This window comes from Amycolatopsis sp., from assembly GCF_035276945.1.
Lineage (GTDB): Bacteria > Actinomycetota > Actinomycetes > Mycobacteriales > Pseudonocardiaceae > Amycolatopsis_E.
On sequence record NZ_DATELF010000087.1, the window covers coordinates 1 to 14,204 of the forward strand.

Below are 14,204 nucleotides of genomic sequence, written 5' to 3' on the forward strand. Positions count from 1 at the left end.
ACATCGAGTCGGCCCGCGACGACTACCGCAGTGCCGACTGGCGCGCGGGCGCGGTCGACTCGCACATCCAGTTCCGCAACGCGATCATCGCCGGAAAGATCGCCATCACCCCGGCTGTGGGTGGTGACCAGACCACCACCGCCGAGCAGGACATCCTTGACGTGATCGGCGAGCGCGACCGCGCTGAGGAGTGGGCCGATCGGCTCGCTGCCGCCCTCGCCCCCGCCGATGTGATCGGTGAGCACTCCAACGGCAACAACCCGTGGGCGAACGCTTTGGAGTGGGCCGCACGCAAGGACAGCTTGGTTGACGACTTGGAGCGCGAGCAGACCGCGCGTGTGAATGCGCAGGGTGATCTTCGGGTCGTGGCCGAGGAGTTCCCGGTTGTGCCGGGCAGTCCGGATCAGGTTCTGTTCGCGGTCCGCGCACTGTTGTGGCTGCATGCTGAAGCCGCTGCCCGGCTCGTCGAGATAGGGCAGGCTCTGTCGGGTGTGGACTTCGGGGACCACACCGACTGCTCGTTGGTCGAGAAGATTCGCATGTTGCGCGGCAATCTGGACAACCTGAGGGCCGAGTACTTCCACCGTGAGCGGGAGATGGCCCGTGCTGCTTTGTCGGGGGGAGACCAGTGACCGAGATCCCTGAGCCCACCGTGCGCCCCACTGGCTACGAGGTGTGCTGCCTGCCCGAGGACCACCCGGACGCCGTCTTCTTCGCCATCGAAGTCGAATACCGGGGCGATGGCCGGTGGACCGTGGTCCGCAACAGTCGCCATCTCGGCGTGGACGGGAAATGGTCCTACGGCTACTCGTGGCGCGATGGCAGTCAGGAGCCGCAGACCGATGAGGAGTTCCGCGAGGCACGCGAAGGTCAGGACGCCTGGTATCAAGCGCATCGCTTCGACTTGGACACGGCTCTTGAACTCGCCAAACAACACGCACCGCACGTGACGGTCAACCGCTACAGCGTCGCCGACGTCATCGAGCACGGAAAGGCCCGCTCATGACCGACACCACGCCCGTCCCTCCGCCAGGTGAGGACGAAGCCCCGGACAGCGCAGGACCCGAGGCCCCGTCATCCGGCGGGATCTCCTCGGGCCCACTTCCGACCGTGTCCACGGACCGGTCGGCACGGCTGGGAAGCCCCGACCGACGAGCAGCGCAAGGAACGCATGCTCGCTCGGCGGGCCGCCACCCAGGAGGCCGACCGTGCCTAACGAGGTGGCCGTCGGTGACTGACGTCCTCACCGTCTTCGTAGCCGGTGACCCCAAGCCACAGGGTTCGAAGCGCGCGCTGCGCAATCCGCACAGCGGCAAGATCCAGATGATCGAGTCGTCCAAGCATGTCAAGACCTGGCGCGGCGACATCCGAGACGCGCTCCTCGACCCCACCGGCGAGCGCCCCCGGATCGACGGCGCTGTTCGCGTGCACCTGGTGTTCGTCATGCCGCGACCCAAGAACCACTTCCGCACCGGCCGCAACGCCCACCTACTGCGCGACTCAGCACCCGAATACCCGACCGGCACACCCGACGCCGACAAGCTCGCCCGCGCCGTGCTCGACGCCATCGGCAGCGCCGGAGTGTGGCGAGACGACGCGCAGGTGATCGACCTGCACGCCACCAAGCGGTACGCCGGAGGCGGCGGCAGCACGGCCGAGTGCGCAGGCGTCCACATCATCATCACGCCCGACGACGGAAGGCCGTTCTGATGACCGAGCCCTACACCGGCCGCACCGACACCTGCGAACTCGGCTGCGGCTATGCCGCCATCTTCGACACCCGGCGCTGCCTCCCATGCACCCCCAGCATCGGCCGCTTCTACACCCACGACGAGACGACCGAACAGCAGCAGCCACCCTTCGGCAAGCCGGTCGGCTTCGACGAACCCGCGCCCCACGGCTGGCTCGGCCGCGCCATCGACAGGATCTTCCGATGACCGACGTCCGCGCCTGCATCCTCGGGTGCCGCAACGCCTCCGGCCTCCCCTTCCGCGCCGCGCCCGGCCGCATGTGCTGCCACCGATGCGGCGAGAAACTCCGCGACCTCCTCGACACGATCGCCGGCACCTACGCGCGGCTCACCGGGATCGACGAACTCATCCCCGGCCACGGCGACACCGCAGGCGGGCGCCGGCCACCTGGACCCCGCTCGCCCGCGGTCGATTCGCTGTTGGTACACACCGACGTACGCAGCAAGTGGGACGGCCGGCCCGCCGCCCTCGCGACGATCGAGTCCTACGCGCGCATGATCCGCGAGGAACGCTCGATCGACACCCCGCCGGGCCAGATGCTCGCGACCGTCCCGGACAGGCGGGTCACGATGCAGCGCGAAATGGCCACGATCACGTTCCACTTCGACTGGCTGCTCGCTCAACCATGGCTGGACGAGTTCGCCGCCGAGATGCGGGACCTGCTCGTCGCGCTCTGGTTCGCCGACCGCACGGCCACACCGGTGCTGCGGATCGGGCCCTGCCCCACGGTGGTCGACTACGAGGTCGACGAGCGAGGCGAACTGGCCCCGATCAGGTGCGGCGCGACCCTACGCATGCGTGCCGACGCCGAGGAGATCCGCTGCCGTTCGTGCGACGCCGTCTGGCCCCGCTCGCGCTGGCACGAGCTCGGCGACGAATGGACGGATTACGCGTTCCTCGCCGCCGAGCTCGACGTGCCGGTGGCGACGCTCCGCTGGTGGTGCCAGGTGGACGGCTGGCGCAAGCGTCCGTCGCCGAGCTCGGCGAAGCGCGTGCTGGTGTGCCGGGTGGACGCGCTCAAGTCCTACTCTGAGCGGCGACGAGGGGTGGTGGCGTGATGGAAGACCTGATCGCGTTCCTGCGGGCCCGGCTCGACGAGCGAGAGCACATCGCACGCGCCGCAGCCGAGGAGACCGAGACGCGTTGGCATGCGGGTCATGAGCACCTTAACGAAGGCGTCAGTGGGGCCGATGGCTCTCCCGTGGCCTACGGGCCATACGAGGGCGTGCTGTCGTGGGAGATTCGCCAGCACATCGCCGCGAACGACCCGGGCACCGTGCTGGCCGACGTGAACGTCAAGCGGCGGATCATCGAGGTGCACCAAGGGCTGCACAGCTGCGGATTCTGGGAGCACGACGATGACGATCCGTGTCCCACGCTGTGCCTGCTCGCGCTGCCCTTCGCCGGTCACCCGGACTACCGGCAGGAGTGGCGGCCGTGACTAGCCATGCTGAGCACGGCTACATTTGACAGCGAAGTCAGGCCATCGCGGTGAGCCTGGAAGTGAGCCTCGGGAGATCCTGCCGGATGACAGGGCCCGAGGCTCGCGCCTATCTAGGCACGCCGAGCAGCAACCCAAGTTGACATGCTGACCTGCACCAACGTATTTTCGTGATCATCGGTGCAGTGTCACCGCAGAGTTCCGGGCAGGTACGCGGAGCTAGCCCCCGGTGGACCCCCAGCTGCCGGGGACTGTTCCACGCCTGGAGGGTGCACATGGCCGTCGACCCGATCACCTGATGCCCCGGGCATCCAAGATCTGCTCCACGCCAGGCTGCCCCGAGATCGTGGATCGTGGCCGCTGCCCTACCCACACCCGGCAGGCCGAGCAACGCCGAGGTAGCGCACGACAGCGCGGCTACGACACACGATGGGAAGCCAAACGTGCCGAGTACCTCGCAGCCCACCCGTTCTGCCAGCGCGCTGGCTGCTTCACCTGGGCCACCGACGTCAACCACCTCGACGGAGCCGGACCCAAAGGACCACGAGGGTTCGACGACACCAACCTCGAAGCCCTGTGCCACTCACACCACTCGCAGCACACGGCGAGCGAGCAGCCAGGCGGGTGGAACGCACGCTGACCAGGCGCAAGAAAGATCTTCAAAAGATCTTGGAAAACCCCTTGACAAGCATACCCCTGGGGGGTAACCCCTCCACTGTGGACATTGCGGACCGCCGGGGAGGTCTCCGGATGGTGCGGAGCGTTCAGAACTTCGGGCGGTAGTCGCCCGGCACTTAGCGTTACCGGTTTCGGCGCGATGTCGGGCCGTCCCAATGCGGCGCGATGCCGCTGAGGAGTGATCACACATGGCAAGGGGTGGGGCACGGAACCGCTCGGGTCCTCAACCGGATCCGAATTCGGGCCGGAGCGACCGGCGCGGGCTGCGGCTCGCGGTGCTGCCCGCCGAGGGCTACGACGGTGAGGTGCCGGCGTTCCCGTTGCAGCCGATGCAGTTGTTCCGCGAGTACGACGAGTGGTCTGGTCGGGACCGGACGCATGTGCGCGAGTTCGACGAGGCCGGCACCGAGTCGTTCCGCGAGCGCGAGGCCGCATTGTGGGCGTGGGTGTGGTCGCTTCCTCAGGCCGCGGCGTGGGCGCGGGAGCCGTGGCGTTGGCACACGGTGGCGATGTGGGTCCGGACCGCGGTGGTGTGTGAAGGCCCGGACGCGCAGGCCGCGGATAAGAACTCGTTGCACCGGTTCGCGGATCAGATCGGCATGACGCCGGCCGGGCTGAAGGAGAACGGCTGGTCGATCTCGGTGGACGAGGTCGGCGAGAAGCGTGTCGAGCCGGTCGAGGATGAGCCGGAGGACGATCCACGGGCGCGGCTGACGGTCGTGTCGAATGGTGGAGCGTAGGCACTATGTCGTCGACTTCCCGACGCTGTGGGTCGTACCCGCGTGGATCGAAAGGCATTGCATCGTCCCGGACGGGTTCCGGAAGGGCCGCCTGTTCCGAATGTATGACTGGCAGCTGTGGTGCACGGTCAACCACTACCGGGTCAAGCCGGACGCCCGGCAGGTTGAGGGCTTCGGCGACGACCCGGACGTGATCCCGATCCGGTCGGGGGCGTTCCACAATCGACGGTCGCAGGTGATCGCACCGCAGAAGACCGGCAAGGGTCCGTGGGCCGCGGCGATCGTGTCGGCCGAAGCCGTTGGGCCGGTGCTGTTTCTGGACTGGGCCGAGGAAGGCGACACCTACGAATGCGCCGATTACGGATGCGGCTGCGGGTGGGTGTACCGGTACAAGCCGGGCGAGCCGATGGGACATCCGTGGCCGACGCCGCTGATTCAGTTGCTCGCGACGTCTGAGGACCAGGTCGACAACGTGTATCGGCCGTTGTCGGCGATGGCGCGGGGCGAGCGGCTGCGGGACCGGATGAAGGTGAGGGAGGGCTTTATCCGGGTCACGGGAGGTGACGGTGATCCGGACGCGAATAGGATCGACGTCGTCACTTCGTCGGCTCAGTCGCGGCTGGGGAACCCGATCACGTTCTGCATCCAAGATGAGACGGGGCTTTACAACGCGCAGAACAAGCTGATCAAGGTCGCGGAGACCATGCGTCGTGGTACGGCGCCGATGGGTGGCCGCTCGATCGAGACGACGAACTGTTACGACCCGTCCGAGCAGTCGGTGGCGCAGCGCACGCGTGAGTCGCGGGCGAAGGACATCTTCAAGTTCTATGAGCCACCGCCGGCGAACCTGAGCTACAAGAACAAGGCCGAGCGCCGGAAGATCCATACCTACAACTACGTCGGCTCGCCGCACGCTGATCTTCACGGCATCGAGGCCGAGGCGGCCGAGCTGCTCGAGAAGGACCCCGGGCAGGCGGAGCGGTTCTACGGGAACCGGATCGTGGCCGGGCTGGGATCGTGGATGAATGGTGATCGTTGGGATGCCCGCTGGCGGCGGGTCGAGGTGGCGGCGGGTACGCAGGTGGTGCTCGGGTTCGACGGGTCTGATGTGGATGACTGGACTGGTATCCGTGCGCAGACCCGCGAGGGCTATCAGTTCACGCCGGTGACGCTTGGTGGGCCGACGATTTGGGATCCGGCTGACTTTGGGGGTCGGGTGCCGCGGCTGGAGGTTGCGGCGGCGGTGGACTGGTTGTTCACGCACTTCGACGTGGTCCGGATGTACGGTGATCCGCCGTATTGGGAGACCGAGTTGGACGCGTGGGCGGAGAAGTACGGCGAGAAGCGTGTGCTGCGGTGGGCGACGTACCGACCGGTGCAGATGCATGCGGCGGCTGAGCGGTTGCTGGTGGATGTGGCGAAGGCGGATAGCGGGTTTTCGCATGATGGGTGCGAGGTCACCGCGCTGCACATGCGGAGTGCGCGGAAGGCTCAGCGTCCGTCGAATCGGTATGTGCTCACGAAGCCCGGTGATGGGCGGAAGATCGATATGGCGGTGGTGTCGGTGATCTGCAACGAGGCTGCCGGTGATGTGACTGCGGCGTCGTTGTGGTCGGAGCCGGCGTTTCTGTATACGGCGTCTTCGACGCGGCGGCGGTGAGGTGGAGGCTGTGAGCGCACCATTGATGTCGCCCGAGGCTCAAGCCGCGGTCACTCGCATGAACCGGCTGGCCTACGAGCTGTCCGAACGCGAAAAGCTGGTGAAACAGCGGCTCAACTACTACCGCGGTAGCCACCCGCTGAAGTACGCGTCCCCGGAGTTCCAGAATTACTTCGGGGCCCGGTTCAAGGGGTTCAGCGACAACTGGTGTGCGCCGGTTATCAGCAGCCCTGCCGAGCGGATGAATCCGCTGGGTGTGCGGCTCGATGATGAGGAGCGTGGGGTCGACAAGGATCTCGAGCGAGCGTGGCGGGCCAACGATGGTGCGCGTGGTGTGTCCGAGGCAATCGTGATCGCGCTGGCGACGGGCCGCGCGTTCGCCACGGTGTGGGGTAACTCGGACGACGAGGCCACGGTGACGTGGGAGCGTCCCGACCAGGCCGTGATCGAGTACGGCGACTATGGGCAGCGGGTTGCTGGTTTACGCCTGTGGCGAGATGACCGGTACGAGTACGCGACGTTGGATACCGGGGATTTCCTGTGGAAGTTCCAGCGGTCCGCGATCAGCCGCGATGGCCGGTTGCATTCCGGGCTGGTGCTGCCGGCTACGGCATTGGGTGGTTGGGAGCCGCGGGAGGTGCGGGCCGAGCCGTGGCCGCTGCCGAACCCGCTGAGTGTGGTGTCGATGGTGGAGTTGGCGAACCACACGTTGCTGGACCCGGACAATCCGATCTCCGATATCGACGGCACGATCGCGATGCAGGACGCGATCAACCTGGTGTGGGCGTACCTGATGAACGCCCTGGACTACGCCTCGCTGCCACAGCGGGTGGTGACGGGTGCGGAGATCCCGAAGATCCCGGTGCTGGACGAGAACGGGCAGATCAAGGGGCATCGGCCGCTGGAGTTGGACACGCTGATCCGAGAGCGGATCCTGTGGATTCCGGGCCAGAACGCGAAGATCGCCGAGTGGTCCGCGGCATCGCTGGACGTGTTCTCGGCGGTGATTGAGCGGGCGGTGGAGCACATCGCGGCCCAGACCCGCACGCCGCCGCACTACCTGATCGGCCGGGTGGCGAATCTGTCGGCGGAGGCCCTGACGGCGGCTGAGACAGGTCTGGTCGCGAAGACCCGGGAGCGGCTGACGTATCTGGCGCCGGGTGTGCGTGAGGTGTATCGGCTGATCGCGCTGGCCCAGTTCGACCAGGAGAAGGCGCGTGCGGTGCAGTCCGGGACGGTGGTGTGGGAGGACATCCAGTTCCGCGCGCTGGGCCAGAAGGTCGACGCGCTGCTGAAGTTGAGCCAGATGGGGTTTCCGTTCGAGTGGATCGCCGAGCAGTACGGGTTGGAGCCGCTCGAGGTGGAGCGGGTGGTGCGGATGCGGGAGGCTGAGCAGCAGCGTGCCGCCGAGCTGGATCCGGTCGGTGATATCGCCCGCAGCCTCAACGCCGGGCCACCGGCTGCCGATCAGGCCCAGTTGGAGCCGGCGAATGTCGGTGCGTGAGCTCGTGCTGGACCACACCGCCGACCGCCGGAAGCTGGCGCGAGGTGTGGAGTTGGAGGCGCGGCGTTTGTGGCGCGGCGTCGGCACTGCGGATCTCGGGTCGTGGCTAGGCCTGCTGGGCAGGCTGCTGGTGGTGCTGGTGGCTGCGCAGCGTGCGGCGGCGCAGCGGTCGGACGCCTACCTGGATGCGGTGCTCGCGGAGCAGGGCATCCAGCCGGACGCGGCCGGGGCGGTCGCCGCGGCGACGCTCTCCGGCGTCGCGTCGGATGGGCGGCCGCTGGGTAGCCTGCTGTGGTCGCCGGTCGTCGCGGCGCGGCGCGCGATCGCGGAAGGTGCCTCGGCGCCCCGGGCGAAGGCTCACGGGTGGGCATCCCTGGACATGATCGTGCGCACGCAGGTCGCGGACGCTGGCCGGGTCGCGGATAGTGTCGCGATGACGGCCCGCCCGGGGATCGCCGGGTATGAGCGTGTGGTGCACCTGCCCGCGTGCGGTCGCTGCATCGTGCTGGCGGGGCGGCTGTACCGGTGGTCGCAGGGGTTTGAGCGGCATCCTCGGTGTGATTGCACGATGGAGCCGGTCACGCGTGAGCAGTGGCGGGAGGAGCGGCCGGAGAACACGCCGGGCCGGTTGTTCGAGCAGATGACCCTAGAGCAGCGGGATAAGGCGTTCACCAGGGCGGGTGCACAGGCGATCAGTGATGGTGCGGACCTGTCGCAGGTGGTGAACGCGCGGCGCGGCATGTCCACCGCGGCGGGTTCGGATCGTCGGCGGCAGGCGACGGAGCGGGTGTTCGGGCAGGACGTGTTCACCACCCGGGAGGGCGTCACGCGCCGCGGTATCGCCGGGGCCCGGTTGATCACTGGTGACCCGAATGCGTTCACGGCGCCTCGTACGGGTGGGAATACGACGGTGGTGTCGCAGCACACGCGTTTGACGGGGCGGGGTGGTCGGCAGGTGGTGCGGTTGCGTGGGGCGCGCACGGCCCGGTTGATGCCGGAGTCGATCTACCAGTTGGCCACCTCGCGTGAGGACGCGGTCCGGTTGCTTCGCCTGCACGGCTACATCCTGTGAGGGAGCAGGGTAAGGCGATGCCCGCTCCCGGTCAGGATCGGCCGGGCCGGTTCCAGATCCGCAACCGCGGCGAGCTGAGTGACGCGATCAGCGCGGTTGGCCGGGTGCGGCCGAACACCGAGGAGGCCCGCGCGAAGGTGCGGCGCTTCATCATGAAGCGCGCCCGCGCGCTGAACCTCGCGAACATGATCCCCGATTCGTGGGCCGCTGACGGCTCGCTGAAGTAGATCCACCGTCGCCGCAATGGTGCCGGTCCAGTTCCCTTTCTCTCGCAAGGAGAGTCCGTGAAATCAACTGTTCTTCCCGTGCATGCTGTCACCGGTATCCAGGCTGTTGGCTGGCGCAAAGCCCGCCGCGGCGAAGTTGGTGACCAGCCGATCTGGCCGATCCTCGGCGGCGCCGACGACGGAGACGACTCCGGCGACGGTGACGACGCGGACACCGGTCAGGACGAGGGCGACGCTCAGAAGATGCTCGCTGACGCCGTCGATGACGGCGACAAGGAGCAGGAACCGGAGGGCGCCGACAAGCTCGGTGACGCCGGGAAGAAAGCCCTCGACGCCATGAAGGCGAAGAGGAACGAGTACCGCGACCAACTCCGCGCCGCCAAGGCCGAACTCGAGCAGCTCCGCAACGGGGCCAAGAAGGACGACGAGCCGACTGCGGACGAGATCCGCCAGCAAGCGGAACGGGAAGCGGCTACCAAGGCGAACACGCGGATCGTCCGATCGGAGATCCGGGCTGCCGCCGCCGGGAAGCTGGCCGATCCGAAAGACGCGTTGAGCTTCCTCGACGTCTCGAAGTTCGAGGTGGACGAGGATGGCGAGGTCGACGCCGACGAGATCGCCGAGGCGATCGACGAGCTCCTGAAGAACAAGCCCTATCTCGGTGTTGCGCAAGGCAAGCAGCGGTTCCAGGGCGGGGCGGATGCAGGCGCAAAGCCGGCGAAGCCTGCACGTCCAAACAGCCTGCATGACGCGGTCACGCGGGTGCTCACTAAGAACCCCTAGGAGTCTTCATGGTTCAGACGCTTGCTCAGGCGCAGCTGAACACTCAGACCGATCTGGACTATGCCGTGATCGACAACTTGCGCCGCTACTCATGGCTGCTCGACCAGATGGTGTTCGACGACAGTGCGAACCCGGGCACGGGTGGCGGGACGCTGACCTACGGTTACACGCAGTTGCTCGCGGCGCGGGCGGCGGCGTTCCGTGTGTTCAACGCCGAGTACACGGCGGCCGAGGCGACGCGTCAGCGGAAGACGGTCGAACTGCACCCGCTGGGTGGCTCGTTCGGTATCGACCGCGCGCTGTCCGCGCTCGGCCCGGCGACCAGCAACGAGGTGACGTTCCAGCTGCAGCAGCTGCTCACCTCGACGCGGGTGACGTTCCAGAACGAGTGCGTCAACGGTGACGTGGCGGTGAACGCTGCTGGTTTCGACGGCCTGTCCAAGACCCTGACCGGCAGCAGCACCGAGTACCTGCCGCTGAACGAGGGCGTCACCGCCGGGTATGTGGACTGGACTCCGGGCACGATTAACACGCAGGCGTTGGCGATGGCCCAGCTGGACAAGCTGGACGACTGGCTGTCCCGGATCGTGCCGTCCGCCATCGGGTCGGGCGATGTCGGTGCGCCCGGTGCGCTCCCGGCGGGCCGCAAGGCGATCCTCGGGAACACCAAGTCGATCACCCGTGTGCGGGCGCTGGCTCGGTGGGCGGGGATCTACACCCAGGAGCGGGACGACTTGGGTCGCCAGGTGGAGATGTATGGGCCCTGGTTCCTGGTCGATGTGGGTGACAACGCCACGGGTGCGGCGCCGATCGCGTCCATTGCCACGCGTGACCCAGACGGTGGCGGCGCGGGCGGCAACATCACCAACCTGACCGATCTTTACGCGGTCAGCTTCGGACTGGACGCCTTTCATGCCGCGAGCGTGGCTGGTGTGCCGTTGGTTCAGACCTGGCCGCCGGACTACACCGTCTCCGGCGCGGTGAAGAACGGCGAGGTCGAGATGGGGCCGACGGCCGTGGTCATCCGCAACACGAAGGCGTGCGGCGTCTTCCGGAACATCAAGGTGGCGTGATCATGAAATATGTAGTGTCAGCGCCGGTCGCCGACTTCACCGGCAAGATCGGGTCCGTGATGGTCGTCGACGGCAAAGCCGAGGTCGACACCTCCAAGCACATCGCGGAGTACGGCTACTTCCGCAGCGCGGGCTACCAGCTGGACCTGCTCGGCGAGTCTGACGACACCACCACCGAGGCGGCGTCGTCCGAGGACGAGCCGCCCAAGCCCTACGCCGGGAAACCGGAGTGGGTGGCGTGGGCCGTGAAGCAGGGTGCCGACCCGGACGCGGCGAAGGCCGCGTCCAAGCCCGAGCTGATCGACCAGTACGGCCCCAAGTAAGTGGATCCGCTCGCGACGGTTGGTGACCTGTCGGCGGTGAACATCGACGTCTCGGATGGGGCGTTGGTGGATCAACTGCTGCGGGTGGCCAGCGCGACCGTGCGCGGCGCCGCCGGATCGCCGATCAGCCGGGAAACCTCCACGATCCGCTATGACGGCTGGCCAGACCAGAAATACCTGCGTCTGGCCGGCCCGCCGGTCGTGTCGGTGTCCACGGTGACGGTCGACGGCACGGCGGTGACGGATTGGCGGTTGATGGCCGACGGCAGGCTTCGCCGCGCCTGTGGCTGGAGCCTGGACTGCGATCCGGTGGATGTGCTGGTTACGCAGGTGCATGGCGTGGATCCGGTGCCCGAGCACATCGTCGATCTCGTGTGCTCCCTGGTGGGCGCCGGGATAGCGGCGGCCAAGGAGGGCTATGCGGCGCACGGCGGCGTGGTCGCGGAGCGGATCGACGACTACAGCGTCCAGTACGCGCAAGGCGCCGAGGCGGTGGCTTCCGCAATGGAGCTACCCACCCGCACGCGCGACTGGCTGGCGTCGATGTTCGGTGGGTCGGCGGCGATGGTGACGACCCGGTCATGAGCGCCCTCGCGGTCATGCGGCGTGGCCGGCGGCGCGCGGAGGCGCTGATGGTGGACGCGTGCACGGTCAAGCCGGTCGCCGGGAACGCGACGGACCCTTCCACGGGCGTGGTCACGACCACCTATGGGGCCGCGGTCTACACCGGCAAGTGCAAGTTCCAGCGGCAGCGCGGTGCCTACCCATCCAACCCGGAGGCGGGTGAGCACCGGTGGACAGTGGCGCCGCTCGAACTGCATCTGCCGGTGGCTGGGTCGGGTGGCGTGTCGACGGGGCATGTGGTCGAGGTGACCGCCTCGGTGGATCCCGAGCTGGTGGGCAAGCGGTTTCGGATCCGTGCGGGTGATCGCAAGACCTTCGCTACCGCTACCCGGTTCTCGCTGGAGGAGGTCGTGGACTGAGATGAGCGTCGACTTTTCCCAGGTGGACCAGTTGGCCGCCGATTTGGAGGGGGTGCCGGAGGAGACGCGGCCGCGGTTCCGCAAGGTGGTCGAGCGGGGCGCGCTCAATATCAAGAACGGGATGCGCGCCGACGCGTCCGGGCATCGCAAGTTCATCCACTTCCCCCGCTCGATCAGCTACGACATGACCGGGGATCTGGAGGCTGAGATCGGCCCAGACAAGGCACTGATTCAGGGCGCTCTCGGGAACCTGCTGTATTTCGGCACGTCGCGCACGGCTGGCGTGCTGGACATCAACGGTCCGTTGAACCGCGAGGTGCCGCGAATGATGGACGCGATTGCGGACGTGGCCGAGGACATCCTGTGACAGTGCCCGCGCTCGACCAGCTCGCGCACTACGCCTTCGTCAAGGGTCTCCTGGCTGGTCTGCCGGCCTCGATGACGCTGTACGAGGGGCAGGTCCCGGGCGAGCCGAGTTTCCCGTACGTCGTGCTGCGCATGGACACGGGATTCGAGGCCGCGGAGCGGTTGTGTGGCACGTCGAACCGTGCTGACTTCCGGTTCACGCTCACCTCGGTGGGGATCACGGACGCGTCCGCGCGTGTGGTGGCCGGGGCGTCCCGGTCTCTGGTGCTGGACGTTCGGCCTGTGGTGGCGGCCCGGTTGTGCACGCCGATCCGGAAGGAAACGTCGCTTCCGATCCAACCGGACAACGACGTCATGTTGCCCGCTTCCAACCTCCACCCGATGTTCGGTGTGGACGGCTACCACTTCGTTTCCTACGCCGCCTGAAAGGAAATCTCATGGCGACTATTACGCAGGTCCAGGCCGCGATCGGCGGGACCGTGCTGACTGCGACACCCGCGACGGCGGGCCCGGACAAGGTGAAGCCGGGTGACTCCGGCGCGGGCGCCTATCTGCTGGTCCAGAACACGTCCGGGTCGGCGGTCACGGTGAGCATTGCCGACCCGGGGAAGACCAAGTACCAGCAGCAAAACCCGTCCATCACGTCGGTGTCGGTGCCGGCCACGACGGGGCTCGTCGTGGCCGGCCCGATCCCGAACGACCTGAAGCAGACGGACGGCACTGTCAACGTCACCGCGTCCGCGACGTCCGGTGTGACCTTCTACTCGTTCAGGGGCTGATCGTCGTGCCGGAAGAGTTCGTGCGCGCCCGCTGCGAGGCCACCGGCCACGTCGCGGCGCTGCCGAAGGAAGCGCTCGAGCTGGGAATGATCCCCGGGTGGGAGGCGGTCGACGGGCCGGTGCCGAACGGGCCGAAGGCCGCTGCGTTCCCCGAGCAGTACGACCAGGCCAGCGGCGAGACGCCACCCGAAGAGGCTGGCGGCGACGAGAAGCCGCCGGAGGAAATCAAACCGGCCGCCAAGTCGGCCAACCGTAAGAAGGAGTGACCCATGGCCGACATGCTGTCCGACGGCAACAACAAGGTCAGCTACGTGCCGACGATCGCGAACACCGCGGCCCCGACCACGACAGAGCTGAACGCCGGCACCTCGCTGGAGTGCCTGATCATGGCGGATGGTCTGGACATAAACACCGACGAGGACGTGGTGTCCGCGCCGAAGCTCTGCGAAACCACGACGAGCGAGGCGCCGGGCCGATCGAAGACCACGATCCAGCTCACGTGCGTCCGCAAGGACGTCCCCGCCGAGGATGTCGCGTGGACCACGCTCCTGCGTGGACTGTCCGGGTATCTGGTGGTGCGCCGGGGTGTCGCGGTGACTACCGCCTGGACCTCGGCCCAGAAGGTCGAGGTTTACCCGGTGAAGTTCGGGCAGCGGCGGCCGATCAAGCCGGAGCAGAACGGCGTGGAGAAGTTCATGAGCCAGGGTTACAACAGCGCGGCACCCACGCTCGACGCTGTCGTCGCCTGATCCCCCAGACGCGTCGCCGCGGTCCCCCGAGCCGCGGCGGCGCACCTGTCTATTCGGGGGAAATCGGGGAGACCA

Annotated in this window: 21 protein-coding genes; all 21 read left to right on the forward strand. The window is 67.5% G+C overall.

Annotated features, from left to right (window positions below; genetic code table 11):
- Positions 1-632, forward strand: a 632-nt coding sequence (locus tag VJT49_RS14705; RefSeq protein ID WP_324165358.1) for a hypothetical protein, incomplete at its 5' end; no start/stop codon positions are given.
- A complete protein-coding gene (locus VJT49_RS14710) occupies positions 629-1,006 on the forward strand; it encodes a hypothetical protein (RefSeq protein WP_324165359.1) in 378 nt (125 codons plus the stop codon). The genes VJT49_RS14705 and VJT49_RS14710, both read left to right, overlap by 4 nt.
- 224 nt (positions 1,007-1,230) lie before the next feature.
- A complete protein-coding gene (locus VJT49_RS14715) occupies positions 1,231-1,710 on the forward strand; it encodes a RusA family crossover junction endodeoxyribonuclease (RefSeq protein WP_324165360.1) in 480 nt (159 codons plus the stop codon).
- Positions 1,710-1,937, forward strand: coding sequence for a hypothetical protein (locus tag VJT49_RS14720; RefSeq protein WP_324165361.1), 228 nt, complete (start codon positions 1,710-1,712; stop codon positions 1,935-1,937). Before VJT49_RS14715 ends, VJT49_RS14720 begins: the two co-directional genes overlap by 1 nt.
- On the forward strand, positions 1,934-2,809 hold the full coding sequence (locus tag VJT49_RS14725; protein WP_324165362.1) for a hypothetical protein: 876 nt from the start codon (positions 1,934-1,936) through the stop codon (positions 2,807-2,809). Before VJT49_RS14720 ends, VJT49_RS14725 begins: the two co-directional genes overlap by 4 nt.
- A complete protein-coding gene (locus VJT49_RS14730; protein ID WP_324165363.1) occupies positions 2,809-3,192 on the forward strand; it encodes a DUF6221 family protein in 384 nt (127 codons plus the stop codon). The genes VJT49_RS14725 and VJT49_RS14730 overlap by 1 nt, the downstream gene beginning before the upstream one ends.
- An 866-nt stretch (positions 3,193-4,058) precedes the next feature.
- Positions 4,059-4,610, forward strand: a complete 552-nt coding sequence (locus tag VJT49_RS14735; RefSeq protein ID WP_324165364.1) for a hypothetical protein — start codon at positions 4,059-4,061, stop codon at positions 4,608-4,610.
- Positions 4,611-4,800: 190 nt separating this feature from the next.
- A complete protein-coding gene (locus tag VJT49_RS14740; protein ID WP_324165365.1) occupies positions 4,801-6,270 on the forward strand; it encodes a hypothetical protein in 1,470 nt (489 codons plus the stop codon).
- A 10-nt stretch (positions 6,271-6,280) separates the two neighbouring features.
- Entirely contained in the window at positions 6,281-7,774 is a 1,494-nt protein-coding gene (locus VJT49_RS14745) for a phage portal protein (protein ID WP_324165366.1), read from the forward strand.
- Positions 7,761-8,846 carry a hypothetical protein gene (locus VJT49_RS14750; protein ID WP_324165367.1) on the forward strand — a complete coding sequence of 362 codons (1,086 nt, stop codon included), beginning with the start codon at positions 7,761-7,763 and terminating at the stop codon, positions 8,844-8,846. Before VJT49_RS14745 ends, VJT49_RS14750 begins: the two co-directional genes overlap by 14 nt.
- A 17-nt stretch (positions 8,847-8,863) precedes the next feature.
- On the forward strand, positions 8,864-9,073 hold the full coding sequence (locus tag VJT49_RS14755) for a hypothetical protein (protein WP_324165368.1): 210 nt from the start codon (positions 8,864-8,866) through the stop codon (positions 9,071-9,073).
- 57 nt (positions 9,074-9,130) lie between these two features.
- Positions 9,131-9,856: a hypothetical protein gene (locus tag VJT49_RS14760; protein ID WP_324165369.1), complete on the forward strand. Its 726-nt coding sequence runs from the start codon at positions 9,131-9,133 to the stop codon at positions 9,854-9,856.
- Between the two features lie 8 nt (positions 9,857-9,864).
- Positions 9,865-10,929 (forward strand): major capsid protein, encoded by a 1,065-nt coding sequence (locus VJT49_RS14765; protein ID WP_324165370.1) that lies wholly within the window; start codon positions 9,865-9,867, stop codon positions 10,927-10,929.
- 2 nt (positions 10,930-10,931) lie between these two features.
- Positions 10,932-11,252 (forward strand): hypothetical protein, encoded by a 321-nt coding sequence (locus VJT49_RS14770; protein ID WP_324165371.1) that lies wholly within the window; start codon positions 10,932-10,934, stop codon positions 11,250-11,252.
- Positions 11,253-11,837: a hypothetical protein gene (locus tag VJT49_RS14775; protein ID WP_324165372.1), complete on the forward strand. Its 585-nt coding sequence runs from the start codon at positions 11,253-11,255 to the stop codon at positions 11,835-11,837.
- The gene (locus VJT49_RS14780) at positions 11,834-12,235 is read left to right on the forward strand and encodes a DUF6093 family protein (protein ID WP_324165373.1); all 402 of its coding nucleotides are present in this window, start codon (positions 11,834-11,836) and stop codon (positions 12,233-12,235) included. The genes VJT49_RS14775 and VJT49_RS14780 overlap by 4 nt, the downstream gene beginning before the upstream one ends.
- Before the next feature lie 22 nt (positions 12,236-12,257).
- Positions 12,258-12,602 (forward strand): hypothetical protein, encoded by a 345-nt coding sequence (locus tag VJT49_RS14785; RefSeq protein ID WP_324165374.1) that lies wholly within the window; start codon positions 12,258-12,260, stop codon positions 12,600-12,602.
- Entirely contained in the window at positions 12,599-13,027 is a 429-nt protein-coding gene (locus tag VJT49_RS14790; RefSeq protein ID WP_324165375.1) for a hypothetical protein, read from the forward strand. Before VJT49_RS14785 ends, VJT49_RS14790 begins: the two co-directional genes overlap by 4 nt.
- A gap of 11 nt (positions 13,028-13,038) precedes the next feature.
- Complete coding sequence (locus VJT49_RS14795) at positions 13,039-13,380, forward strand: hypothetical protein (RefSeq protein ID WP_324165377.1); 342 nt, start codon at positions 13,039-13,041, stop codon at positions 13,378-13,380.
- A gap of 5 nt (positions 13,381-13,385) precedes the next feature.
- The gene (locus tag VJT49_RS14800) at positions 13,386-13,646 is read left to right on the forward strand and encodes a hypothetical protein (RefSeq protein ID WP_324165378.1); all 261 of its coding nucleotides are present in this window, start codon (positions 13,386-13,388) and stop codon (positions 13,644-13,646) included.
- Positions 13,647-13,649: 3 nt separating this feature from the next.
- The gene (locus tag VJT49_RS14805) at positions 13,650-14,129 is read left to right on the forward strand and encodes a hypothetical protein (RefSeq protein WP_324165379.1); all 480 of its coding nucleotides are present in this window, start codon (positions 13,650-13,652) and stop codon (positions 14,127-14,129) included.
- Positions 14,130-14,204: the final 75 nt, after the last annotated feature.